Below are 26,517 nucleotides of genomic sequence, written 5' to 3' on the forward strand. Positions count from 1 at the left end.
ACAGAATAATAAAGCGTAACAAAATATCATAATAAAATAGAAATTTTATGAAACTATCAAACATCAAAGAAATCTTACCAGCATTAGATAATGTTGAATTTCAATTAGAGAATGGAACGTATGTACAGGAGCATTTCCACGTTACGGAAGTAGGTGTTATCACGAAACATTTTATTGATTGTGGAGGAACTATTAGAAATGAAAAAGTGGTCAATTTCCAATTATGGAATGCAAACGATTTTGAACATAGATTAAAGCCAACCAAACTATTAAACATCATCAAACTATCTGAAGAAAAATTAGGTATGGAAGATGCAGAAATAGAAGTTGAATACCAAAGTGAAACGATTGGTAAATACGACTTAGATTTTAACGGTAATCACTTTATACTGAAAAACAAACAAACCGCTTGTTTAGCTCAAGATGCTTGCGGTATTCCTGCCGAAAAACAAAAAGTAAAATTATCAGACTTGAATAATGCTTGCTGTACACCTAATTCGGGATGCTGTTAAATATGGAAACAATGGAAATTAGAACAATTACCAAAGATAATTTTTCAGAAGTCGTAGAAATATACAAACAAGGATTAGCAACCAATATAGCCACTTTTCAAAATGATTTACCACAATGGGAAGAATGGAACAAAGGGCATCTTGACTTTTGCAGGATTAGTATTTATGAAAATAGTAAAATGCTTGGTTGGACCGCATTAACGCCAGTTTCAAGCCGATGCGTATATGCAGGAGTTGCAGAAGTAAGTGTTTATGTAGCACAAAACACAAGAGGCAAAGGCATTGGAAAAATCTTATTGAATGAATTGATTAAACAAAGCGAAGCAAATGGAATATGGATGTTGCAATCTGGTATATTTTCTGAAAATCAAAGTAGTATCAAGTTACACGAAAAATGCGGTTTCAGAATGGTAGGATACAGAGAAAAAATAGGAAAGAAAAACGGGATTTGGAAAGACAATGTACTAATGGAACACAGAAGTAAAAACATCGGAATGGATTAATAAGCATCAAAAAAAATCAAAAAATATGTATTCAGCATTATCAAAAACAATTGATCAGTTACAAATAGAAAATATTAGTGAAGAACGTATAAAAATTTTACAACCATTAGTAGATTTTGTACAGCAAAAAACAGATGATAAGCAGGATATAAATATCAATTTCATTTGTACGCATAATTCACGCAGAAGCCATTTATCGCAAATTTGGGCACGAGTAGCATCAGCACATTTTAACATACCAAATGTAAACTGTTATTCGGGTGGTACAGAAGAAACTGCATTGTTTCCAAAAGTTGCAGAAACATTGATTTATCAAGGTTTTAGCATTTTCAAAATTGCAGAAAGTAATAATCCTGTATATGCTATTAAGTATGAAGATAATGCTTTGCCTGTAATTGGTTTTTCTAAAAAATATGATAACCCTTTTAATCCGGTATCAGCATTTGCAGCTATTATGACTTGTTCACAAGCAGACGGAGGATGTCCGTTTATTGCAGGGGCCGAAAAAAGAATACCTATCACATTTGAAGACCCTAAAGTTTCAGACAACACACCAGAGCAATCTCAGGTATATGTAGAAAGAAGTTTGCAGATTGCAACAGAAATGTTTTATGTCTTTTCAAAAATCAGTCAATAACCAATGCCACAAAAATTAAAATTCTTAGACAGATACCTAACCTTATGGATATTCATTGCAATGGCAGTGGGTATAAGTTTAGGATATTTTTTTCCAGGTATTTCAAGAATTACAAATGCTTTAACCGTAGGCACTACAAATATTCCATTAGCAATAGGTTTAATTTTGATGATGTACCCTCCCTTAGCAAAGGTTGATTATTCGCTATTACCCCAAGCATTTAAGGATAAAAAAGTAATTGGAATATCTTTATTATTCAATTGGATTATTGGTTCTATGCTGATGTTCGGGCTAGCCATTTTGTTTTTACGAGATGAACCAGATTATATGGCAGGATTGATTTTGATAGGCTTAGCGAGATGTATCGCAATGGTAATCGTTTGGAGCGATTTAGCAAAAGCAAATAGGGAATATACAGCTATGTTAGTCGCATTAAATAGCGTTTTTCAAGTCTTTTCTTACAGCTTCTTAGTTTGGTTATTCATTAACGTATTACCGAGCAAATTAGGATTAGCAAATTTCAATGTAACCGTATCAATAAAAGATGTTACAGAAAGTGTGTTAATATATCTAGGCATTCCATTTTTAGCAGGTTTTATAAGTCGTTACACGTTGGTAAAATCAAAAGGTATGGAATGGTATAACAGAAAATTTGTACCTCGAATATCTCCGATAACATTATATGCGTTACTATTTACCATTATGTTAATGTTCAGTATGAAAGGCAATAAAATAGTTGAAGTACCAATGGATGTTATCAAAATAGCTATACCATTAATCATTTATTTTATACTAATGTTTTTCTTTAGTTTCTTTATCAATAAATGGCTTAAAATTCCTTACGATAAAAATGCATCAATTGCATTTACTGCGACAGGAAACAATTTTGAACTAGCAATAGCTGTATCTATAGCAGTATTTGGTATTAGTTCTCCACAGGCATTTGTAGGCGTAATAGGACCATTGGTAGAAGTTCCAGTAATGATACTGTTGGTAAGGGCAAGTTTATGGTTTAAAAAGAAATATTATATATTCTAAATGTAATATGAGTAGGTGATCCTACTAAATCTCTTGAATTGTAATTTTGATACACATTTTAGCAAAACTTATCTTTATAAGACACTATCCCACCAAGTGTGTAAGTTAAAAAGTTAGGTTTAGGTTTTATAATCTGAGCCTTTTGTCAAAAATAAGGATAAACTGGTTTAAAATCAGTCCCCAGTTATGAATAGGCATCGTCCATTTTTTAGTGGCTTCTTTTAGTGCCAGGTAAACAGATTTTATCACTGCATCATCAGTAGGGAAAGACATCTTGTTTTTAGTGTATTTTCGTATTTTTCCATTCAGGTTTTCAATGAGATTAGTGGTGTAAATGATTTTACGAATTTCGATTGGAAAATCAAAAAACACGGTCAGTTCGTCCCAATTGTTTCTCCAAGATTGAATAGCATATAAGTATTTGCTTTCCCATTTTGCGGCAAAATCTTCTAAAGCGGCTTTTGCGGCGTCCTTATTGGGTGCAGTATAGATGTGTTCATATCGGCAGAGAATTCTTTTCTATCCTTCCAAACCACGTATTTACAGGCATTTCTAATCTGGTGAACGACACAAATTTGTGTTTGCGATTCAGGGAAAACCGAGCGAATAGTTTGGGTAAATCCATTCAGGTTATCGGTAGCGGTGATGAGGATATCTTCGACTCCACGCGCTTTTAAATCGGTCAAAACACTCATCCAAAAGCTGGAACTTTCGTTCTTTCCAAGCCACATCCCTAGTATTTCTTTTTTGCCTTCACGATTAAGCCCAACCGCCAGATAAATGGTTTTGTTGATGACTTTGGAATTTTCTCTGACTTTGAAGACAATTCCGTCCATCCAGACAATAAGATATACATCCTCTAAAGGTCGGTTCTGCCAGGCAACGACTTCACTTGCAACAGCACTAGTAATGCGGGATATCGTAGAAGTCGAAACTTCAAAATCGTACATCTCCCTAATCTGCTCTTCGATATCAGAAACGCTCATCCCTTTGGCATAAAAGGAGATGATAATATTTTCCAGACCATCGATAATATTGTGCTTCTTGGGAACCAATGCAGGTTCAAAATTACCTTCCCTATCTCTGGGTACTTTGATTTCGGATTCACCAAAAGAAGATTTTATTTTCTTGGTTCCATGTCCGTTACGGTAATTGCCCGCTTTGGTCTTTTCGTGCTTTTCATTATCGAGATGGGCGTCCAATTCTGCATCAAGCATGTGTTCTACTGCCTTCTTATGCAGTTGTTTGAAAAAGGAGGTCAAGTCTTCCCCGCTTTTGAAGGATTTGTAGAAATCCTTGTTGTTCAATAATTCTTCTTTGTCCATCATATCTATGTAAAGTTTAAAAATAGAAAAAAGTTATTTCCGTAATTTTTTTTGAGCTTTAATGGCTCAAAAAATTCCAGAATAACTTTTTAACTTACACAGTTAGTGAGATACTACCCTTTATAAATTTGTTTGTATTCTCTAATTAAATCGTAATTCTCCATTCTAATCATCAAAAACATTCTCCATTTCCTTTATTGCGTTAATTCTTTTGGATTTGACATAAGACATAAAGGTTCTTTCTGAGTTGTGACCAGTGATAGCCATTATGGTTTGTATATTGATACCTCTTTTATACATATTTGTTGCAAAACTCCTTCTAGCAGTATGTGTTGTAACAAGACGGTAAAAAGGTTCGTTCATGGAAACCTTTCGTCCGCCTTTACTAATGGAGTAAGCAACATCATTAGTAAAGCCCGCCATTTTTACAATATCTTTAATCCTTCGATTAATTTGCCATTCACTGATTGAATTTGGTAATACTCCTCCATATTTGACAATAGTTTTCTTCACGATGGGATGTAAAGGAATGTCAATATATTCAGCGGTCTTTTCACTTCTTAGCGAAATTACATTACCATGAACATGACTTTTAGTTATTTCCAACAAATTACCAACTCTCAAACCTAACCAGCAGGATGCTACAAATAAATCTCGGATGACTTCATCTTGTGGAGTATTTTCTAAGTGCAGTTTATTTAAGGTTTTTATCTGGTCTTCTGACAGATAAACTGAGAAACTCTCTTCTGATGTCTTTTTGAAACGTTTGCTTTTGAATTTGAAGTTGGAATGCAGTTCTCTTTCTTCCGCCTCCGCCATAAAGAATTTGATATGCTTTACTTCTTTACCTATTGTATTTACAGAATACTCTTTTTCCATTTGACAATAAGAAACATAGGCATTATAAAAATCCATGTCAATATTTTCAAAATTTACGGGTCTTTTATAACACTCTTTTTGAAAGGACTTCAGATTTTTAAGTGTCGTCCGGTATTGTGCTAATGTACCAGATGTGCGGTTGAGTGTAGGAATTAATTTTTCCATGAATTGTATAAGACTTCCACCTTCTGACAAATCTATTCTGACTTTTTCTGCCTTCTTTATCTCAACTTGCTTTATTTGCTGCTTGAATTTTACAAGTATATTTTGTTCCTGATTCTGTATCAAATCTGTTAGTTTTGAAACAGCACTTGCACCAAAGAATTGTAGATAATTGTTAAATTCCATAGTTTCCGAAGAGGTACCCCTTGCTCGTTGTGCATTTTCATTCCAATTAGCTGGTTTTATGACCTTGCCGGTGCTTATGGTAATTCTTTTACCGTGACAATACAAATAGAGCATTACTGTTGAACGTCCTTGCTTGTTGAGTTTATTGCTGAGATAAAAACGAGGTTCCATGGCGATTATTTTTTACTTACAATTACTTACAGTATTTTGGATATTTACTTACAATAAAGATAATCTATTTTCACAAAATATATTATAACTATTTGGTAAATAATTAATTATATTGATATCTGTTAAAGTGTATTAAACTCAATTTATGCTAAATAAGTCCCAGCGGGATCACAGAAAGCAGTAGAACAAAGTTAAACTGATTTCAATAAAATTAAAAAAGCCGTGTAAATCAATAGATTACACGGCTTTCTTGTTAAGTGTCGTTAAGTTAAATATTTAAATAATTAAGAACTCCAAGGTGAGCAGATAGGTTAGCAACATTTTGTCTAACTTGTGCTAACCTTTGAAAAGCCGAAATGCTTATCCACATTACGTTTCACAAGGTTAAGACAGTAATAAAAATAGTAATGTTTTTCTGTTTTAGCCACAAAAAAAAATGTTGGTTATGGCAAAACTTAATCCCACTTTATCCATCTTATTTTGGCTTAATCGCCAAAGAAGTAAAAACGAAACTTTTCCAATTTACGCCCGTATTACACTGAATGGGAAGCGGATGGAATTATCCACTCATTTGTATCTAAATCCATCTCAATGGGACCAAAAGAATCAGCGTGTGAAAGGGGCTGGAGAACAATCTCGTAAAATCAATATTTCTCTTACGCAAATTTCAGGTTCCTTGCAGGGATTATATACAAAATTATCTCTACTAGAAAGTCCGATATCATTAGAAATATTGAAAAATACCTATTTGGGGAAAAAGGTTAATCAAAAAAGTTTGCTGGAAGTCTTTGCTTTGCATAATCAAAGATTCTTCGCAAAAGTCGCATCTGGTCGCAACAGTGATCGTACCTACAAAAGATATGAAATAACAAAAGAGAAAGTTTCTACATTCCTAAATGAACAGTATAAGTTAGACGATCTACCGTTGTCTCAAATACAGTTTGGCTTAGCATCTGATTTCGAACATTACCTGTGTAACGTGACCAAGATTGGTTCCAATACAGCCATGAAATACATCAAAATCACAAAACAGGTTTTGAAGTTCGCTGTAGATCAAGGATGGATACCCTATAATCCAATTGGAGGATTTAAGTGCAACTATGAAAATCCACAAAGGGAAATTCTAACTATGGAAGAAATTGAAAGAATTTATAATAAATCTTTACTACCTAGATTGGCGCAAGTGAGGGATGTATATATATTTTGTTGTTTTACCGGATTAGCATTTACGGATGTAATGCAGCTTACGGCTAGCAATATTATAACTGGCATGGATGGCGAAAAATGGATTATAACAGATCGTCAAAAAACAGGAACATTGGAAGAAGTTCCGCTTTTACCTGTTGCTCTTGAAATTTTGGAGAAGTATAGCTGTAATATAGTATTACAGAAAAAGAAACAATTACTTCCTTTATGTAGCAATCAACGCTTTAATGGTTATTTACAGGAAATTGCAGATATCTGTGGCATAGATAAACATCTTACATCTCATACGGCAAGACATACTTTTGCAACTACCGTTACACTCGAAAATGATGTACCAATTGAAACAGTTAGCCGAATGTTGGGACATAAAAGCATTCGGACTACTCAAATTTATGCGAAAATAACCCGAAAGAAGATTAGCAACAATATGCGCACTTTAAAAGACAAACTTAAAATGGGTAGTGAAGCACACTAAGTATAAATTAAACGTATATAGTAATTATAAACATGTATTTATTTAGTTTTAAAAGGACTAAATAGGCTAGGCTCTGTATACTATAAAAATAAAATGGTACTATGAAAGTGCCATTTTGATAGGATATTTAAAGACATAGAAAAGTTATAAACTAATCCAAATAGCAAGTTGAGTAAAGAATTAAAAGAACTATACTAGATAACTACTTATCATTGTACTTCCTAATTGGATAACAGAATGATAATATAATTATTTTTTGAGATAATCATTTAAGAGTCTGATTAAATGGATTTGTTAACTTATTTCATGCTTCGTTTTTGGTAGTTTATCGCAAATATAAATATGGAAGTTATTGCCCCAATAATAGCTGATGTTAAAAATGCATATTGTATATGAGTAAATAGTTCTGTAAAAAATGAGGACAAGAATTGCCCCCCAAAAATTCCCATAGAATAATATCCTAGATTTTTTCCTCTTTCTTCTGAACTGCTACTCTGAACCATCCAATGATTTAATAACGGAACGGTCATTCCAAATCCAATTCCCATGCTAATCGCGCCACAAAATAATAAAGGTACATTTGAAGCCACATAAAAAAGTAAAAGTCCAATCATAAAAAAAAGAAAACCTGTACCAATTGTGGGCTCTGTACCAATTTTAAAAACAAATTTTGGCATCTGACTTGCACATATCACGGCAACCAATGATATGAAAGCCATAAAGTAACCCGTTTGTGATTCCGAAAACTTAAACATCTCTGGAAGCAATAAGGGTAAACCAACAAATGCTGTAAAAAACAAGATCATCGATACTAAAGAACATAAGACTATAATGCATACAATGCTTGTTTTCTTTGTATTTGTTTTATTGACATTTAAGTCATGGCTTGTTTTAGGAATTATAGTTATTTGCGGAATAGATATTTTTTGCAATATCAAACAAATAAAAGCAATAAGATAAATTGCGAAGGGGTAAAACCAGTCCATTCCACCCAATATACCTCCAACACTAAGAAAAACAACGCCGCCTAATCTATAGCCATGCCTTGCCATGCTATCATTTTCATTCTCTTTTCCCCTTGAAAAAGTTCAGCTATCAATACAGTCCCTGATGCCTGTATTGCTGCTGTAGCTCCACCTAGTAAAATACGATCAATAACAACCAATGATGGGTATTTTAAAAATGCACCTCCAAAACCAAATATTGCATAAGGTATCAAACCTAAAATCATCATATTATATGCACCTTTTCGATCTATTAATCGCCCCATTACAGGTGCAAATAATACCACTCCCAATGATGGCAAAGTGACAAGCCATCCTGGACTTTTTGAAAATCCAAGTTGCGCGGCTATTTGGTATAATGATGGAGCTATTACAGTACCAACCATAATTGTTAAGCTACTGATAAGAAGAATCGTAAAGATTCCAGTATTAGACACTTTTAAATTTTGCATATTTAAAATTTTATGCAAAGGTCATTATATAACCTTATCCTATTGTTATCTTATTTCCCAAATAGCTAGTACAATTTGGAAATTTAATAAACTGGGTATAGTTTTAGATAAATAATTTGAATTAAATGAAATTTCAAAATATCAAATCGACTAACTATAGTCACCTTTTAGATCCTTCTAAGTTTGTGGTTTCAGAATTAACCCAAAATCATAATAATAAAATATTTAAAACGAATCAAGTTCTATTGTTTAAGATGTTTTGGTATCATGAGAATATTAATAGAAATGAGGATGCCTCCCGACTTAATACTATATTATTCGTACCTCCTTCACAAACGTTAAACAAATCTATTTTTTATGAGGAAGGGTTTATTATCGCATTTGACAGAGAATATCTTCAAGAAGACGATAAAGAATTTTCAATAGATGTCTTCAATCTCTTTAATTCAGATGAACAAAATCGAAAACTAATTATATCAAAAGAGGTTGAAGATAATCTAAATCATGTTATGCAATTAATGAGATTTGAGGTAGATAATGAGTTTGGAAGTTTTTTAGTATTAAAACCACTCGTTAAGGTCTTTCTATTGCAGTTAATACGATTGTCTCAAAACAAGTTTTTAAAACAGGACGTTCATCAGAAAAGAATTTATCAGTTTTTAATGTTATTGGAAGAGAATTTTATAACTCAAAGGAAATGCAGTTTTTATGCCAACCACTTAGGTTTAAGTGCTAAAAGATTAAATCAGATATTAAACACTAAAATGAATACAACTGTCACTCAACAGATTCATTCAAGGCTGTTACTAGAAGCGAAAAGAATGTTGGTAGAAAGTGAATTGACAATCAAGGAAATTGCGTACAATCTTCAATTTAATGATCATTCTTATTTTAGCCGATTTTTTAAAAAAAATAGTGGCTTTACTCCAGAAGAATATAAAAAGCATAATTAATTATGTTAACAATGAGTCTTTTACTACTTTATTTTGTATATTGATTCTAGATTCCATCATGTTAAAGGTATTTCAATATTATTATCAGTTGAGTTTATCTTAGCTTAAATGCATAATAGCTTAATTTTAATTTCTACTAACGTGGCGAAGTCTACAAATTGTTCTTTTGTAAACATAAAAATTTAGAATAGAGTTTGCGGCGTGGTTAGATATGGATAAAATAGACTTTTTAACATTTTACAGTGTTCTCTTACGGCTTCCTTTCCTTCTTTTCGAAAACTTGCTTCATTATAAGCTATCCAAAAATCACCTACAATAAAAATCTGACGTACTAAATATAAAAATTGCTTCTCTGGTATATCTTTTCGGAATATTTTTTTCTGAACAAGCTGTAGGAAAATTTCTAAAAATTCAACTTTCCTACGCTTATTTATGTCAATGTAAGCACTTCGTATCTTTTGATTTTTTTGGGATAGAGATTGAAAATTTAAAGGAACAAATTTGTACTTATGTACTAGAACAACGGAATCTACAATAAATTGATTTAGAGAATCCAGTGAAAAATGGTGCTGATTTTGCAACGTTGCCATTAGCGTATCAAATTCTTTCTCAAATGCATGAAAGAGCTGTATTAAAATGTCTTCTGTGTGTTTAAAATGGTAGTGTAAATTCCCTGCGCTAATAGCTATATCCTTAGCAATATCTCTAGTTGTGATGTTGTCAATACCGTACTTGTTATATAAAAATCGCGCACTCTCTAATATTTTTTCTTTTGTAGACACATCCAAAATTAGAACAAATGTTCTAATTTTGTAAAAATTATTATATTCGAATATTATGAAAAACGAAAAAAGTCGACTTAAAAATTATTTCAAAGATTTATATAAAAATTTTAGAGAGTCTGTACTTCCGTTAAATGAAAAGGATTCTACAATAAAAAAATATTCTAAAAATATCGGAGCATCTGCAATATTGGTGCTTGCAGTAGTCGTATTTTCTGTTGTAGTGCTTGCTATAAGTTTCGTTTTATGAAAATAAGGCTATGTGATAAATATTTTAGAATGTATGTATTAAGTTGGTCTTGTGTACATATACTCAGATTTTTAAAGTTCCCTATTCCAATTCTGAATAACTGGTTGACTGATTTTTTCTTTATTCCTTTTATATTTCACTTATCCTATTATTTACATAATCTATGTTCTAAATGTAATTTTTACATCTATCCCAAGAGAATAATTTTACTTATTGCATTGATATGCGGTATTTTATTTGAATTCATATTACCATGTTTTAATTCAAATTATACTGCGGATATATTTGACATAATTTTCTATTTTTTGGGAGCTCTATTTTATAATTTTATTCATCAGAATTACTATATAAATAAGTATTCTTAATTAACTTTTGACCATTCAGATAATATTGATTTTTAGATTGTTTAAGTTTCGTTTAAACACCGTTTTGTTTAAGAATGGAACGAAAGTTCGGTATTCTAGTTTTGAAACCATTAAAAAATTTAGTAAAATGTCATTGGTATATGATCTGTTTGAAGTATCTTTTTTTATTTTTCCTAAATGCACAATAGGTTAATAATAGTTTTTTAAGGCAGCTAATTACAACAAGGTGCAGAAATCTGTGGAGTAAAAAGTATTTAGTTTTTAAAGGACTAAATAGGCTTGGCTCTGTATACTATAAAAACAAAATGGTACTATAAGTACCATTTTGTTTGATTTTTTAAATCTACAAAAAATCCTACTAGCTTATTACTAAGATCAATGTATTATTTCTTAGTTTTTTTCTTTGGCTTTACATTCAAAGCTTCACTGACGGCTTTGCCAGCTTTAAATTTAGCCACTTTACTAGCTTTTATTTTGATAGTCTCACCAGTTTGAGGGTTGCGACCATCGCGTGCTGAACGCTCAGATACACTAAAAGTACCAAAGCCAATTAATGTAATAGAATCACCACCAGCCAATGTTTCGGTTACTGATTGGGTAAATGCATCTAATACTTTAGCCGCATCAGTTTTAGTTGTACCTGATTTAGAAGCCAAAAGATCAATTAATTCAGATTTGTTCATGAGGATATGAGTTTTAAAATTTCTATTTAGAATTTGAATTTACACAAACAGTGCCAATATCCAAACACATCTGTCTCCCTTTCATAATTCATCCAAACACGAATCCTTCTAATGTAAAGGTTGAAAATCGGCATTTCTAAAACAAACCAAAATTTCGGGACCTGAATTAATGCCTAGACAAAATTGGAATGTATCAAAGACAATGACAAGATTAGCAATGTTTTTTTTAATAACTAGTACATAATAGTCAAAAGAAGTACAGATAGAATGGAAGATGCTCCATCATTCAAATCTATTAGTTAATATGCGTAAATTAGAGAATCAATCAATTATCCCAATCATGACACTTATCCCTAATTTTTCAGGCAGCTTGTTTTGGCGTACCATGAAGGCGTCCTTATTTGGCAGAACAGAAACCTCTAATCAACCTGGGAACTTCAAATCCTATTTCCAGTATCAAATAGGAAAGAATAGTACCGGATATGATTTGTTCTTTTCCAAGGAGCCTAATGCGCAGCAGTATTACAACGAAGCATTTGGTAAGATGGCAGGCTACTTACCCATTGAGATGTCTGATTTTCTTTCGTACCATTATCAGGCGTACACCAACAATGAAGAATTTTTACATTTCCTGACATTAGAATTAGCACACAGAATAAGAAATGCAGGTTCTCAAGCATACAGAAAGAAACTCGAAATAGCTGTCGATTGGCTAAATACACAAAAAGATACACGTTTGGAGGTAAACAGAAATGCTATGAGAGTGTCTGTAAGAGCAGATTTGGATACGGTTTTAGCTCAAAGCGAAAAAGAGGCTCTATCTGCAGAGAGGATGGAGGAAATTGTTGGAAATCTAGCTATCCGAATGGAAGATAGAATGAATAGCGTCATAGATTCCGCAGAAAACGAAATACAACAAATAACCAGTGGACTTAGCACAGGAAATATCCAATTGTCCAATCGAGAACACGAAGGTCTTATAATACGATTTTTTATCCTCTTACAACAAGTACAAGCTCCAAGTTCTAACAATAATGAATCTATAAAATATTTGTTTGCTAATTTTTCTAAAACAGATTTAGCAGCTTTTTTACGAATGCACTTTGAAGCCTTTCGAAGCTACAAGACGAGCACGCTCCAAAAGATGATTACCTCACAACAAGAGCGAATCAAACCTCAACACGAAAAGGTGAAACAATTGGAAGAGGCTATGGTTAATTTTTTTTATTGAGTATTGGCAAGAAGTATACTATTATGGAAATATAAATCATTATAAAATAGTTAGTTCAAGTTCGTTTTTACATAAGAGAAGTTAGCTAGCTATGGAAATCAGTAGATAAATGTTTAATTTTGAATAGGTAGAAACAAAATATAATCATTAAATATTAATTTATGGAAGAAACGTTAAAAGATTTAAAAGACGAAGAATTGGTTTCCTTTGGAACTATGGATAAGTCCCCTTCGAATATGTCTGAAAAGGAATATGAAGAATGGAAGATAAAAAGTAAAGACTTTGTGCGTGAATATCTCTTTTCTATTAATCAACCACTCGTCTATGAAAAGGACGGCGTGATGGTTGCAGAGTATAAAAATGGAAAAGTTGTAAATATATAGCTTATATGGCCAGAATTTACATTATCGCAGGTGCTCCTGGTGCGGGAAAAAGTACATCTGGTAGACTCTTCATACCCAAGGGATTGGAAATTCTGGACTCTGATGATATGTCCCTAAAGTATAAAATAGCTGGCTATACAGATTTCAAAGAAATGGGGCAGCTTAAATTCAATCGGATATTTAACAATCGACTTTTCTCAAATGCGAATTTTGCCATAGAACTTAATCTAGGGTTTGAACACCATTACAATTATGTAAAAAGAATTAAACAGGTCAATTCTGAAAATGAAATAATAGTTGTACTGTTCCATACTGATGATGTAAATCTTTGTCTGGATAGGGCAAAAATGAGAGCGGAAAATGGCAGACATTTCGTAGCTCCAGATGTTATACAAAGTATGTATGATAATATATTTCCTCTATTCAATAAATATAAAGATCGCTTTAGTGGTCTTATTGCTGTGAATGTAGAAAAAACGGGTAATACATATATTAGCATGGAGTATGACTTCAAAAACAAAAAAGCATTGCCAACACTACCTCTTCCAGATTGGGTTAAAAGAGAATTTAAAGAACTCATTCGGGATTTGAGTCCCCAAATAAAAAGATTACCACGCCGTAATCCACTACCTCCCCCTGACGACCCCGATGAACCTAAAAAAAGTAGAGGTTTTAGACGCTAAGCTGTTCTTTTCATAAGTTCTAACTGTAATACTAATAGCATATCAACTTCGATATTATTTGTCCTATAGACTAAATAAACAACGCTCATAACTTGAGTTCCAAAATATGTTCTGTATTTGAATAATAACATTACTGTTTATCCCAATTTTTTCATTCCTATGAATTAGCTGTAATTTTCTTATAGTAATATGCTGAACAATTTTTCTATTCTGTTTTTTGTTTCACTAAGCTAAGAAGGTTTGTATCAAGAATGCTGGCAGCTTTCGACGGCATATGCTCACTGTGTTCCGCTATTCCACGTTCTACCAGCCTTCTTGCAAACCTTCTTATGACGCTGTTACACAAAAACAGTATAAAAATGAAAAAGTACAGCACCATCCAAGAATTAGAAAATGAACAATCTCATTGGTCAGAACTACAAGAAGTGAAGTTGTCCTATCGTAATAAACTCAAAGCATCTCAAAGACCCAAAATCAATCAGTCTGAAGATGCTTTGACCCTGTTTAGATCCGTATGGAACGAAAATGAAATGGAACTTGTAGAATCCTTTAAAATGCTTTTAATGAATAATGCCAATAGAGTGCTTGGTGTATACCATAGTTCTACTGGAGGTTCTACAGGAACTATAGTTGATATTCGCATCTTACTTACGGTAGCTTTAAAATGTAATTCCTGTAAATTGATTGTTGCGCATAACCATCCGAGTGGGAACCTTACTCCAAGCCAAGCCGATCTGAAAATGACAGAAAAATTAAAGGAGGCTGCAAAATTGATGGACATTACTTTGTTAGATCATTTGATTCTTACCACTGATAGTTATCAATCTTTTGCCGATGAAGGACTCTTATAAGTCCTTCATTTGATTTTTATAACTGTTTTGATGTTGCGTTTTTACTATTCAAAATAGAATTGCTATTCAAATGGAGTATTCGGATAAAATATAGTTATATACTTTTTTACAAATCTTAAACTTTACATTATTCTAAGTTATTGAAAGTCTAACTTCTATTATCTACGCCGCATCTATCCTTGTTTGAAAGTGTTGAACCTGCCATATTGCAGTCCTAAACACAGAACAATATGGAAAAATTATTCATCCCCACAGAAGAAGACTTTCGACGTTGGATTGCAGAAGCATTGGAAAGCTCCTTGCGAAAACTTCCACAAATATTAAAAACGCCCATGAATGAACCAGAAAAACTACTCAATCGCAAAGAGGTGGCAGGTATTTTTCAAATCTCTTTGGTGACACTACACCAATGGATGCATCAGGGCTTGCCTTTTCACAAACAAGGCGGAAGAGTTTACTTTCTGCGCTCAGAAGTGATGCATTATTTGAAAGATAAAAATCCCAAACAATTGCAAAATCGCATTGCTTAACTTTTCAAAACCAAATATTATGGCAGATATTAAAAGAAGAATTCTGGGCTTTAGTACCGGAAAACAAATCAAACTTTATGGCAATAGTCTTTCCATCGGCAACGACCTACAAATTGGAGAAGGTGGTGCTCCCAATCTGTTATCCTATCAGGAAACTATCATGAATAAAAATCTTTCCTCCAACAAAGAAGAAGAATTCAAATCAGAGGTTAAGAAAAAAGCTTTGGTGATCAATAGTAATAACTTTTCCAAAGAAGAAATCTTTGAACTGGCAGATTATGCCATTAGTTTGTGGATGGAACTCAAAGACAGTATCCGAAGATATGGGTTGGATAATCCCAAAATATTCAAGAAAGATAGTTGAATTACTTGAGTGTATTTAAGTTTCATTGGGCGGGTGAAAAGAAAAAGAAATTTCAAATTTATACTTTTCATTTTATTGAATCTTGTTGTAAGGTGATAGTTGCTCTTTTACAAACATCCTGATACTATCATCTTAAACTTTTGCACTAATATGTTTTAAAGATTTTATAGGGGACAAAAAAGTAGAAAATCAATTCTCTTCAAATTCAACTAGCAAAATAAATGGCGGGCATACGCCTATAAGTAAAATCGTTTCTGGCAATATCCATTGCATTTCTTCCTATCAAGAGAGATTGGTAAGCTATTGACATCGTTCGTTCGATGAGCCAGATGTACTGTTGTATGACAACAGACCTGGCTCACTCGCTGCCATAGTTGCGAGAAGACTATAAAAAGGCTCGAAACTCGCCTGTTTTTCATTTTCAATAAATTTAATTAATCACTTATGGAAGCTCATAATCCAAACCGAATCCACCGGATAAATTTTCGATTGACAGAAGCAGAACACCAAAAGATATTAGCCTCCTGGCAAAAAAGCTCCGACCATAAACTCAGCGATTATGGAAGAAAACTATTGTTGGGCAAACCCGTGACCTTTTTTATACGGGATCGATCATTGGATCTTTTCACCGCAGAAATGGCCAGACTCCGAAAAGAACTGAAAGCTCTTGGCAATAATTTCAACCAGATCGTCCGACGCATCAACGGGCTGAAAGAATTACCCAGATATGAATTTTGGTTACAGGATGCCAAGAGAAAACAGGAAATACTATTGGAAATTACCAAAGACATTCAGCAACAAATCAATAAAAATGCTTCGATATGGTATCAAAGATCATCACAGGAAAAAGCATCCGAGGAGCCTTAAACTACAATGAAAAGAAAGTTAAGGAAGCAGAGGCTTTTCCTTTGGACTGTAATGGTTATTCAAAATCGATTTTTCAACTTTCCTTTTCCGAGAAATTGTTGACACTGGAAAGGCAGGTAGCACTCAATGAACGGATAAAAACCAATTGCCTGCATATCAGTCTGAACTTTGATCCATCAGAAAAACTATCCCCACAAAAACTGGCAGAAGTAACTTCTTTTTATATGGAAGAATTGGGATTTGGAGAACAACCGTACCTCGTCTATCAACATATAGATGTCGGTCATCCACATGTCCACATTATAACCACCAATGTTCAAGAAGATGGAACTGCGATTTCTTTACACAATATTGGGAGAATCAAAAGTGAAGTCGCCAGAAAGAAAACCGAACTAGAGTTTGGATTGGTCAAAGCAGAAGATCACAAAAACAAAAAGGAAGAACAGCGTATAAAACCTGTAGTTGCCCAAAAAGTAATCTATGGCAAAGGAGAAACAAAAGCGGCTATTGCAAATGTAGTAAAGTCAGTTATGAGAGATTACCGCTTTACTTCACTGGCAGGATTCAATGCCGTACTCAAAGGATATAATGTGCAAGCTTACCGGGGAGAACCGAGAACGACTATGTTTGAGAAAGGTGGATTAGCCTATAGTGTACTGGATAGAAATGGAAAGCGTATTGGTGTTCCTGTGAAAGCAAGTGATCTTTCCGCAAGACCAACATTAAAGAATTTGGAAAAAGTATTTCAGCAGAAAAAAGATTTTACCGGACATTACTACCGAAAAATAAGGGAGGCTATTGACAAAGCAATAAGTAGCAACCTACCGAATTTAAAGGCATTAGAATCTGAATTAAAAAAGGAACAAATAGAAATGGTCATTTATCAAAATAAACAAATGGTCTACGGTATTGCTTTTACAGACCATACCTCAAAAGTGGTGGTCAATGGAAGTGAACTGGGTAGAAACTATTCCGCCAAGAGAATACAAGAACAATTAGGGATTAGAGGGTTGCTGGAAAGAAAACAAAACATGTTGGATCAAGAAAGATTATCTGCATATGCAAAGGGCATTCTGACTCAAGGCAATGCTGCAAATGCGCTATCCTATATCTATAGTAATGGTTTAAAATTGGAGGCATCCAACGGAAAATATCAAAACCTTGATTATCGGCTTTCATTTCAGGATCAAAAAGGTAATTCTTCCATTGGTTTATATGGGAAAACAAGAACCTATCTTGAAGAGCGTAACATCACGCCCGAACTATGTGCGCATCTGAATAATCATGTACAAGATAATGGAATAAAACTAATACAAGATTACATTCATGGGTTATTTGCTCAACAATTTGAAACTTTATTCGGACATATCATACAAGATAAAAAGAAATCTAAACGGCGGATTAATTGGTAAATAAGCGATTTTCAGATTTGAGAAGTATATTATTATTTCTGTTCAAGACACTGTGTTTTTGTCTGTACAAAATTGTAATATGAGGAACTATAGGATCGCAAGGTGTTTACAAGTTGGGAAGTTAAAGATTGTTAAAAAGAAATAAGCAAGGAGATTTCCTGGATTAAGTATGAAATTAAAGGAAAATTTTCCAAATAATATCTAAAAATATATATGTTAATTTTATTGTAAAATATATTAATATTGACCCTTATTTGACTAAAAAATTAGTACCTTGTAAGATTAAAACATTGATGAGTTTGTTATATGATTTTATTGTAAAAGACTTATATGAAAGACCTATTTAATAACTTAATTAGTCCGACTTCCAATATAGCGAATATCACTTACATTTTTTGCCACGAGTTAAAAGTTACAATTACAAAAACGACTCTTCAAAAAGAGTTGGAGGTGGGCTTGCAGAACCAACGTGTCCTGAAAACACTGTTGCGTGCACCTGCCGTGATGCAGGTGGAAATGTAAATATAGCGTTTGATGTGAATGCTTCTAGTGCAGTACAAGCGGCCGCAATTGCGAATAAGTATTGTGAAGGACAGGGAGTTGGCGGTTCGGGGGGGTATACCTGCAATAGCGATTGGAGTTGTTAAATTTTACCGCTTAATATAGTTTCGCTATAAGTAATAAATTTAAACAAATATTTTATGATTATGGTAAGGAAAAATCTGCTAATTACTTCAATAATTTTGTTGTCTCTATCATTATATGGATTCAATCGTATAAATTATAATGTTAATATCAAGTTTAATAGTTCTATAAGGACTAATAAAGAGCTAAAAGATTCTACTAAGCAATTTAAAAATATTAGAGATTTCATTGTAAGTCAAAATTTTAATGGGGTCGTAGTATTTAGAGGCAAGGTTTTATCTCCAAATGATTCATTACTTTATATTGACCTAAAAGCATCTGGTATCAACCCCTCTTCAGTTGATTTTCTGAGGAAAGTACCTTCTGATTCTTTACTTAAATATGGGCTTGAAGCAAAAAAAGGATTATTGATCATTAATTAATTTAATGTCACATTTCTTACTTGAGTTAAGAATTATTATTAAGAAACTAAGTAAGTTAAAGTTTAATTTGTATTAGGGTAAAATAAATAAACTAAAAGTGATTAAAAATCTATCTAATTTTACCTATAATTGTCTAATATTACAAGCAAAAGTTAAAATAAAGTATCAAACTAAAACTTTGATACTTTATTTTAATAAAGTTTTATTAAAATTATAATTATTTTATATTTTAACATTTGCAACTAGTTGCGTTGATACTTAGATCTTTCAAAATGAAATATTACATAATTTCAAACCTCCACTATTTGAGATTTAATGTTAAATGATGGGTTAAAAAATATCATGTTAGGCAGATAATCTATAAAATAGTTCTAGAATCAATTTAAAATGTATTTTTACTATGGAGGGTATAAACTTCATCAAACGAAAATTGAAGAAAAACTGTTTTTTGTTTTCTGTACCAGTTTATTTATTATATGAGATGTATGTTGTCAAATAAAATTACACTAAATTTTAAGGAGTTTTTTTAGTTTTAAAAGTTAGGAAATAAATTTAGTTTTTGCTGTTGAAAAAAATATCGTGGGCTTATAGATCTTTTTTTAATGAGGTTTTGTTGTTTTAAAATGAGTTAGTCTCTGCAATAATAAACGTCGGAGGGTGTAAGGCTATTCAAAGATTCGTGATAGTGTTGGTAGTTATAGAGTTGTACAAAACAACCAATAGCATATTCCAAATTCTGGGGCTGAAATAATTTTCCAATTTCACTCTATTTTTGATATATCTCCCATAGCATTCTATTTTACCTTTGGGTTGAGGGGCTTCCTACAAAAACAAGTAGATGCTTCATTTTTACCGTATATTTCATTTTGCAGAAATTATCAAAGTACAGTAATATAAGATTGCACTTTTTTTACAAATTTTAGTTTCTATTTCAGAAATCCTTGATTTAAAGTCTTTTTGGAAGATATCGAAAAAATATAAAGGTTGGAAGGTTTTGTTAATTTGAATTTATATAAACAGATTGTAGAGATTAGAATGAAACTTGATTAATAAATGAAAAGGCGAAAATTGCAATTATAGTCCAAATACTGTTTTTTAGAGTAGATACTATGAAAAAGATCATATAATCTTATGCAAGTTTTCATATATAGTTCAAATAATTCTTTGGCCTAGTCTTCTCTTACCCATTTTTAATAGAAATAATAAAAAATCTACAAAAAAATGGAGGGGAGATTTTGAATCAAATTATCTTAACATAATAGCTATCCCCGTATAATTGCTTTAACCTAAAAGGATAAGTAGTAAATAAATAGTTCATATACAGATTATTTCTTTCTGTATATGTGAAAATATCTGGAAAGATGAAATTTTCTTTTTATAAACAACTGAATACCATGGATTGTGGTCCCACCTGTTTGAAAATGGTGGCAAAATATTATGGAAAAAGCATTCCTATCGATTTTCTCCGACGGCAAATGGGCTTCAATAAAACAGGGGTTACTTTGTTGGGAATAAGTACAACAGCTGAGTATTTTGGGTTTCGTACAAGAGGGGTTCAATTAACAGAATCACAAATAAGTGAGATTCCGTTGCCAGCAATATTGCACTGGGACCAAAACCATTTTGTTGTTCTAATATCAAATAAAAGGAATAGTGTAAGAATTGCCAACCCTGCTGCTAGGATCATGGATTATTCAAAGGATGATTTTTTATCGCATTGGTTAAGTAGTAAAACAAATGATGGCAGCAAGGCAGGTATAGCCCTTTTGCTGGAACCTACCCCTAAATTCAACGAACAGGAGGATAAAAAAGAACAAAAACTCAGTTGGAAATTAATAGTTCGATATCTATATAACAGCAAAGGAAAAATCGGACAGGTATGTGTTGCGCTTTTAGTCTCTTCCTTATTACAACTCGTCTTTCCTTTCTTAACCCAAAGCATTGTTGACACCGGAATAAATACGCAGAATCTCCAGTATGTAGTAATTGTATTGATGGCTCAGTTAATGCTAACTTTCAGTCAGACAGTCATCGACTTTATACGTAGCAGGATATTACTTCGACTTTCTAACCTACTCAACATACAAATACTATCCGATTTTTGGATCAAATTGGGACGTCTACCTTTGTCTTATTATGATACACACCATACGGGTGATACGCTTCAGCGCATTGGTGATCACAGAACCATACAAAGCTTCCTAACTGGAACTGCCTTGAGTACAGTCTTCTCAACAGTTAACTTTGTTGTCTATTCTATCGTTTTACTTATGTATAGTGTGGAGTTGTTTTTTGTTTTTTTAATAGGCAGTATTGTCTATTTTTCATGGGTACAACTGTTTTTACGAATCAGAAGAAAAATTAACTATCAAACATTTCATATCTCATCTAAGGAAAACAATGCGACCCTTCAAATGATACAAGGGATGCAGGAAATTCGTCTCAATAATGCAGAAAGACAAAAACGTTGGGAATGGGAGAATATACAGGCTACTATATTCAGACTTGGTTTTAAAAGCCTCAATTATAGTCAGTGGCAATCGGCTGGAGCTACATTGATCAATCAGGTACAAAACATTGCGATTAGTTTTATTGTAGCAAAGCTCGTCATTGATGGTAAATTGACACTGGGAACTATGTTAGCCGTCCAATACATCATTGGACAAATGAGTGGACCTATTTCTCAATGGGTTGGTTTTGTGCAATCAGCTCAGGATGCAAAAATAAGTATGGAGCGTCTTAATGAAGTACATAGTCTTTCTGATGAAGAATCTCCAGAACGAAGCTATACTTCTATGCTTCCAACTGACAAGAGTATATCTATTGAAAAATTAAGTTTTTCTTATCCTGGTGCGGGAAATGAAAATGTATTGGAACAAATTAACCTATATATCCCCTCTGGTAAAACGACTGCAATAGTTGGCATCAGTGGTAGTGGTAAAACAAGTCTACTTAAATTGCTTCTTAAGATCTACGAGCAATATAACGGTGATATTTTTATAGGAGGTAATCACTCATTAAGCCAAGAAGGTAATTTTGATAAACAAGATGAAAGTAATGGATTAAGATTCGACCATATTAATCATTCTTATTGGAGAAGTATATGTGGTACCGTCATGCAAGATGGTTATATATTTAACGATACAATAGCCCGCAATATTTCTGTCGGACAGGAAAATATAGACATGGAAAGGCTTACTTATAGTTGTAGAACGGCTAATATTTATTCTTTTATAGAATCTCTTCCGAACGGATTTTATACAAAACTGGGAAGTGAGGGTACAGGGCTCAGTCAGGGACAGAAACAACGCCTGTTAATTGCTAGAGCCATTTATAAAGATCCACAATATTTGTTTTTTGACGAAGCAACAAATTCTTTAGATGCAAACAATGAAAAAGAAATTGTAGAGAACCTGGAACGTTTTTTTAAAGGACGTACGGTCGTTATTGTTGCACACAGATTAAGCACTGTTAAAAATGCGGACAAGATTGTCGTGCTACATAAAGGTCATATTGTGGAAGAGGGGACACATGATTATCTTATTTCAATCAAAGGTTATTATTACGAGTTAGTCAAAAATCAATTGGAATTAGGTAACTAAACAACAACTTCAACTGGAAAAATGCCAAACAAGGATATTGACAATATAGAAACAAGATTAGACGATATAGCAAGCGGACGATGTAATTCTGAAATAGAAATAAATCAAAAAGAATCTATTGTCATTAGATCCGAAGAAGCACAAGAAATAATCGATCATAAAAGTGGCCCTTTAGAAAGATGGGCGCTATGGATATTTTTATGTATATTATTACTTTTACTAACAACTTCTGGGTTTATTCTCTATCCTGATATCCTTCAAGTAAGAACTACACTCACCTCATTGGATGGCCCTAAAGAAATCGTACCAAATCAGTCAGGAAGAATTACTCAACTCTTTGTAACAAATGGGCAAACAATAAGAAAAGGAGCAACATTAGCTTACATAGAAAGTGTTGCAGATATCGATCAAATGTTGTCCCTATTTAAACGGGTAGAAAAAGCTAATCAATTACTAACAGATAATAAGCTCGGAGATATTTCTTCATTATTTCTACAGCCCTATGATCAATTAGGTGAAGATCAAAGCGCTTATCAAACCTTTATGACTGCCTTACAACAATTCAATGACTATTACGTCAACGGCTTTTATGATAGAAAAAAAACAATGTTAGAACAAGATCTGGGTGCATTAAAGAAAATGAATAATGCGCTTGGACAACAACGTCAAATTGAAGAACAGGATAATGAGCTTGCGCAGGAGAATTATAAAATGAACAAAAAACTCTTTGATGCTAAAATTATATCTGCTGAAGAATATCGACAAGATCAAAGTCAATTGCTAAGTAAGCAAATGGCACTACCACAAACGAATTCTAGCATATTTTCTAATCAAAATGAACAACGTGAAAAACTAAAAGATCTCGAACAGCTGGATCATGATGTAATACAACAGCGTATAACAATGGAGCAAGCACTACAAACACTAAAAAGTGCGTTAGATACCTGGATAAAGCAATATGTACTTATTGCTCCAGTGGATGGTACTGTATATTTTTCAAAACCCATACAAAAAAATCAATACCTACAATCAGGTAAAACAATCGGTTATATAGCTACTGATAACAATAAACTCTTTACAGAATTATATTTACCTCAAAATAATTTAGGAAAGGCCGATACTGGTATGGAAGTACAGTTGCGCTTTGATGCATATCCATATCAAGAAAAGGGAATAGTAAAAGGCAAGCTTATATATATATCGAGAGTAGTATCGGATAGTGGCTACCTCGGAATTGTAAGACTCAATAATGGCTTACTTACAAGTCAACATCAAATCCTTCCATACAAGGACGGACTTAAGGCGGATGCATTAATTATAACAAAGAATATGAGCTTATTGAACAGACTATATTATAATATTACAAAAGCAACGAGTCTCAATAAATGATTTTTTTAATAATATAAAAGGATACGAATAAAGATTTGGATCATGCTTAGAACACAAAATTATATAGGATGGAGCTGTATTATAATTTTTTTCTTGTGTCTTTCATTACAAGGAAAGGCTCAAAAAACATGGACGTTAGACGATTGTATCGACTATGCTTACGAACATAATATATACATTAATTCTGCTAAAATGCAGGTGTTGACGATGGAAAACACCTATAAGCAATCACGTAATAATCGATTTCCAACACTTAGCTATTCTTCATCACTCGCCTCACAATTTGGTCGTTCAATTGATCCTACTACAAATTCTTATACGAATACTCATATTACCTATAACAGTATGGGATTCTCATCTGGTATAACACTCTTTAACTGGTTCTCGGTTAAAAATACGATTAAGTGTAATAGTAAAAATGTGGAGGTAGCAAATCTGGAGACTGAAAGACTCAAAAATGATTTGAAGCTTAATATTGCAGCAGCCTATTTACAAGTTTTACTTGCAGAAAAACAATTAGAAATCTCCCAACAGCAGATTGACCTTACATTACAGCAACTTGACATAACAAGTAAACAGGTAGAATATGGGAAAAAACCCAAAAGTGACCGCCTACAAATCGTCGGAGAACTATCATCGGATAGTACTACTTATTTTAATCAATTATCAGCAATACAACAAGCCAAATTACAAGTCATGCTTTTATTGAATATAGATCCTCAAGATGGCTTTGAAATAAATAAAGCAGATACCGTTGTAGAAAATCAACTGCCTATATTAGAAGAACCTGAATATATATATGAAATCGCTAAAATAAAACAACCCCTTCAAAAAGAAGATAAACTAAAATTAGAAGCATTGGGTTATCAAAAGGCTATATCAAAGGCTAGTTTTTACCCTACACTATCAGCTAATGCTACGATATCTTCTAATTACTCAAATGCATATACAAATAGTTATGGAAACCCCTATAGTTATTTTAACCAGCTATTCAATATTAACTTATATCAATATGTCGGTCTTTCATTGAGCATCCCAATTTTTAATAATAAGACGGCCTATTACAATTATAAAAATATCTGTGTACAAATAAAAACACAACAACTTCAAAACGAAGGAGACAATCAACAACTCAAACAAGATATTTATAATGCATATAATACGGCACACACAAATTTATCCGTTTATATGTCAACTAAGAGGACGCTGAATGCAACACAAGAAGGTTATATGATGTCACAAAAAAGATTTGAGATAGGCAAGTCGACTTTATCAGATTATTTAACTGCACTAAATACTTTATATCAAGCAAAAACAAATTATATTAACGCCTATTATAACTATATCTTTTCGTTCAAAATATTGGCGTTTTATAAAGTTTAAGGATACCTGTATTTTGTGTATTAATGATCAAATTAATATACTTATCTTCGATAATATAAAAATAGGTTAGCATTTCGGTTAGCAAATAAATATTTTAATATTTAAGAAAGTTTTATTCACGGCATTAGTTATTATAGTATGACTCCCAGCGGGATCACTTGTATACAAATTAAGCATTGATAATCAACAGATTACAATGCTTATTTTTTTATACTTACACTTATACTTACAGTTTTTAAAATATTGTTGATTGAAATCTATTATAACTACTTAAGATAGAAAACCCGATTCAACTAACCTCTTATCCGCCAATTTTTCAAAAGTTGATATTGTAATGTAAGTATAATTATTTTTTCCAGTAATGATAGATGTATTAGAAAACTATAGATAAGCAAGAGTGATTATAAATTAAAAAAAATAGTAGATCAATTGTTAGTGATTATCGGATGGAACGCCTAATTGTTGCGCAAATATTATTGATTAATATTTAGTTAGTTAAAATGTTATTCGAATATTCTATTCTTAAATAACTCTTTCATCTGATTAAAATTTTGCTTCGGTTTTTTACAAATGTAAATGGTTTGTACCACCCAGCCTTCGCTACTTGCGTAATCGCTGTAAATATTTCTTACAGGAATGACTTGGTCAAAAAAGGGATTAAAAAACTCATCTCCCGCATCATTGTAGCAAAAAGCGATAACCGTTTCAGGGCGCGAGTTTAATGATACAGAACATGAAAACAATCAGCTTGGTCTGTTTATTCATTTTGATGTTATAATTTTAAATTCAAACTTACTTAAATTCATTATTAATACTTGTAAAATAATTACGATAGAAAAATTTAAGAAACTAGAAGATGCAAAATAGTTTCCATTTCTTCATTTTGATATTTTTTTATGAACTAATGCAGTAATACTCTCTGTCTAGAATTTATAAAATGAGTCTTTATGTTTATTGATAAATTCCTTTTTGCGTTTGATATTTTATAGTGTGTACTAAAAAAGAAAAGGAATCGCATTTTATATAAAAAACCTGATATACTCACATATTTAAAATCGGCTTTAGACTTAAAAAAAAAGAAAAGGTTTAATTGTAATATGTAGCTTATTTTACTTTAGATTAGAATATTTTTTATTTAAAAAAAATAAATAAAAAGTGTTTTTTTTTATTTA

Annotated in this window: 25 protein-coding genes and 1 pseudogene; 20 read left to right on the forward strand and 6 right to left on the reverse strand. The window is 32.5% G+C overall.

Annotated features, from left to right (window positions below; genetic code table 11):
- The first annotated feature begins 47 nt into the window (after window positions 1-47).
- The 4 genes from E0W69_RS04975 to arsB are packed head-to-tail and all read left to right on the forward strand — an operon-like array spanning window position 48 to window position 2,690.
- Entirely contained in the window at window positions 48-512 is a 465-nt protein-coding gene (locus E0W69_RS04975; protein WP_131328929.1) for a DUF6428 family protein, read from the forward strand.
- 11 nt (window positions 513-523) lie between these two features.
- Window positions 524-1,015, forward strand: coding sequence for a GNAT family N-acetyltransferase (locus E0W69_RS04980; protein ID WP_191967968.1), 492 nt, complete (start codon window positions 524-526; stop codon window positions 1,013-1,015).
- Window positions 1,016-1,040: 25 nt separating this feature from the next.
- Window positions 1,041-1,652, forward strand: a complete 612-nt coding sequence (locus E0W69_RS04985; RefSeq protein ID WP_131328931.1) for a low molecular weight phosphatase family protein — start codon at window positions 1,041-1,043, stop codon at window positions 1,650-1,652.
- 3 nt (window positions 1,653-1,655) lie between these two features.
- Window positions 1,656-2,690 (forward strand): ACR3 family arsenite efflux transporter, encoded by a 1,035-nt coding sequence (arsB, locus tag E0W69_RS04990; RefSeq protein ID WP_131328932.1) that lies wholly within the window; start codon window positions 1,656-1,658, stop codon window positions 2,688-2,690.
- A 126-nt stretch (window positions 2,691-2,816) separates the two neighbouring features.
- Here the strand turns inward: arsB and E0W69_RS04995 are convergent.
- Window positions 2,817-4,018 (reverse strand): annotated as a pseudogene (locus E0W69_RS04995) (IS256 family transposase).
- 162 nt (window positions 4,019-4,180) lie between these two features.
- Window positions 4,181-5,413, reverse strand: a complete 1,233-nt coding sequence (locus E0W69_RS05000; RefSeq protein ID WP_131328933.1) for a site-specific integrase — start codon at window positions 5,411-5,413, stop codon at window positions 4,181-4,183.
- Window positions 5,414-5,858: 445 nt separating this feature from the next.
- On the opposite strand from E0W69_RS05000, the gene E0W69_RS05005 reads away from it, so the two are divergent.
- Complete coding sequence (locus E0W69_RS05005) at window positions 5,859-7,094, forward strand: site-specific integrase (protein ID WP_191967969.1); 1,236 nt, start codon at window positions 5,859-5,861, stop codon at window positions 7,092-7,094.
- A 299-nt stretch (window positions 7,095-7,393) separates the two neighbouring features.
- On the opposite strand, the gene E0W69_RS05010 is transcribed toward E0W69_RS05005, so the two are convergent.
- Window positions 7,394-8,146: an MFS transporter gene (locus E0W69_RS05010; protein ID WP_131328935.1), complete on the reverse strand. Its 753-nt coding sequence runs from the start codon at window positions 8,144-8,146 to the stop codon at window positions 7,394-7,396.
- Entirely contained in the window at window positions 8,122-8,535 is a 414-nt protein-coding gene (locus E0W69_RS05015) for an MFS transporter (RefSeq protein ID WP_191967970.1), read from the reverse strand. The genes E0W69_RS05010 and E0W69_RS05015 overlap by 25 nt, the downstream gene beginning before the upstream one ends.
- Window positions 8,536-8,675: 140 nt before the next feature.
- Between E0W69_RS05015 and E0W69_RS05020 the strand changes: the two genes are divergently transcribed.
- Entirely contained in the window at window positions 8,676-9,503 is an 828-nt protein-coding gene (locus E0W69_RS05020; protein WP_131328937.1) for a helix-turn-helix domain-containing protein, read from the forward strand.
- 182 nt (window positions 9,504-9,685) lie between these two features.
- Here the strand turns inward: E0W69_RS05020 and E0W69_RS05025 are convergent, their stop codons facing one another.
- Complete coding sequence (locus E0W69_RS05025) at window positions 9,686-10,285, reverse strand: TetR/AcrR family transcriptional regulator (RefSeq protein WP_131328938.1); 600 nt, start codon at window positions 10,283-10,285, stop codon at window positions 9,686-9,688.
- Between the two features lie 55 nt (window positions 10,286-10,340).
- On the opposite strand from E0W69_RS05025, the gene E0W69_RS05030 reads away from it, so the two are divergent.
- Window positions 10,341-10,535: a hypothetical protein gene (locus E0W69_RS05030; RefSeq protein WP_131328939.1), complete on the forward strand. Its 195-nt coding sequence runs from the start codon at window positions 10,341-10,343 to the stop codon at window positions 10,533-10,535.
- Between the two features lie 748 nt (window positions 10,536-11,283).
- On the opposite strand, the gene E0W69_RS05035 is transcribed toward E0W69_RS05030, so the two are convergent.
- Window positions 11,284-11,583, reverse strand: coding sequence for an HU family DNA-binding protein (locus E0W69_RS05035; RefSeq protein ID WP_131328940.1), 300 nt, complete (start codon window positions 11,581-11,583; stop codon window positions 11,284-11,286).
- 304 nt (window positions 11,584-11,887) lie between these two features.
- Here E0W69_RS05035 and E0W69_RS05040 point away from each other — a divergent pair, with 304 nt between their 5' ends.
- The 13 genes from E0W69_RS05040 to E0W69_RS05100 all read left to right on the forward strand — a co-directional run bounded on the left by E0W69_RS05040 (window position 11,888) and on the right by E0W69_RS05100 (window position 25,345).
- The gene (locus tag E0W69_RS05040) at window positions 11,888-12,814 is read left to right on the forward strand and encodes a hypothetical protein (protein WP_131328941.1); all 927 of its coding nucleotides are present in this window, start codon (window positions 11,888-11,890) and stop codon (window positions 12,812-12,814) included.
- Window positions 12,815-12,975: 161 nt separating this feature from the next.
- Window positions 12,976-13,197, forward strand: a complete 222-nt coding sequence (locus E0W69_RS05045) for a hypothetical protein (protein WP_131328942.1) — start codon at window positions 12,976-12,978, stop codon at window positions 13,195-13,197.
- A 5-nt stretch (window positions 13,198-13,202) separates the two neighbouring features.
- The gene (locus E0W69_RS05050; RefSeq protein WP_131328943.1) at window positions 13,203-13,880 is read left to right on the forward strand and encodes a hypothetical protein; all 678 of its coding nucleotides are present in this window, start codon (window positions 13,203-13,205) and stop codon (window positions 13,878-13,880) included.
- 359 nt (window positions 13,881-14,239) lie between these two features.
- Window positions 14,240-14,731 (forward strand): JAB domain-containing protein, encoded by a 492-nt coding sequence (locus E0W69_RS05055; RefSeq protein ID WP_131328944.1) that lies wholly within the window; start codon window positions 14,240-14,242, stop codon window positions 14,729-14,731.
- 230 nt (window positions 14,732-14,961) lie between these two features.
- Window positions 14,962-15,261: a helix-turn-helix transcriptional regulator gene (locus tag E0W69_RS05060; RefSeq protein WP_131328945.1), complete on the forward strand. Its 300-nt coding sequence runs from the start codon at window positions 14,962-14,964 to the stop codon at window positions 15,259-15,261.
- 19 nt (window positions 15,262-15,280) lie between these two features.
- Complete coding sequence (locus tag E0W69_RS05065) at window positions 15,281-15,625, forward strand: hypothetical protein (protein WP_131328946.1); 345 nt, start codon at window positions 15,281-15,283, stop codon at window positions 15,623-15,625.
- Window positions 15,626-16,069: 444 nt separating this feature from the next.
- A complete protein-coding gene (locus E0W69_RS05070; RefSeq protein ID WP_131328947.1) occupies window positions 16,070-16,492 on the forward strand; it encodes a plasmid mobilization protein in 423 nt (140 codons plus the stop codon).
- Window positions 16,447-17,904 carry a relaxase/mobilization nuclease domain-containing protein gene (locus E0W69_RS05075; RefSeq protein ID WP_131328948.1) on the forward strand — a complete coding sequence of 486 codons (1,458 nt, stop codon included), beginning with the start codon at window positions 16,447-16,449 and terminating at the stop codon, window positions 17,902-17,904. The genes E0W69_RS05070 and E0W69_RS05075 overlap by 46 nt, the downstream gene beginning before the upstream one ends.
- A 395-nt stretch (window positions 17,905-18,299) precedes the next feature.
- Window positions 18,300-18,551 (forward strand): hypothetical protein, encoded by a 252-nt coding sequence (locus E0W69_RS05080; RefSeq protein ID WP_131328949.1) that lies wholly within the window; start codon window positions 18,300-18,302, stop codon window positions 18,549-18,551.
- Between the two features lie 60 nt (window positions 18,552-18,611).
- Window positions 18,612-18,971, forward strand: coding sequence for a hypothetical protein (locus tag E0W69_RS05085; RefSeq protein ID WP_131328950.1), 360 nt, complete (start codon window positions 18,612-18,614; stop codon window positions 18,969-18,971).
- A gap of 1,361 nt (window positions 18,972-20,332) precedes the next feature.
- Complete coding sequence (locus tag E0W69_RS05090; protein WP_131328951.1) at window positions 20,333-22,573, forward strand: peptidase domain-containing ABC transporter; 2,241 nt, start codon at window positions 20,333-20,335, stop codon at window positions 22,571-22,573.
- A gap of 21 nt (window positions 22,574-22,594) precedes the next feature.
- Entirely contained in the window at window positions 22,595-23,962 is a 1,368-nt protein-coding gene (locus tag E0W69_RS05095; protein WP_131328952.1) for an HlyD family secretion protein, read from the forward strand.
- Window positions 23,963-24,004: 42 nt separating this feature from the next.
- The gene (locus E0W69_RS05100; protein ID WP_131328953.1) at window positions 24,005-25,345 is read left to right on the forward strand and encodes a TolC family protein; all 1,341 of its coding nucleotides are present in this window, start codon (window positions 24,005-24,007) and stop codon (window positions 25,343-25,345) included.
- Window positions 25,346-26,517 lie beyond the last annotated feature (1,172 nt).

This window comes from Rhizosphaericola mali (assembly GCF_004337365.2).
GTDB lineage: Bacteria > Bacteroidota > Bacteroidia > Chitinophagales > Chitinophagaceae > Rhizosphaericola > Rhizosphaericola mali.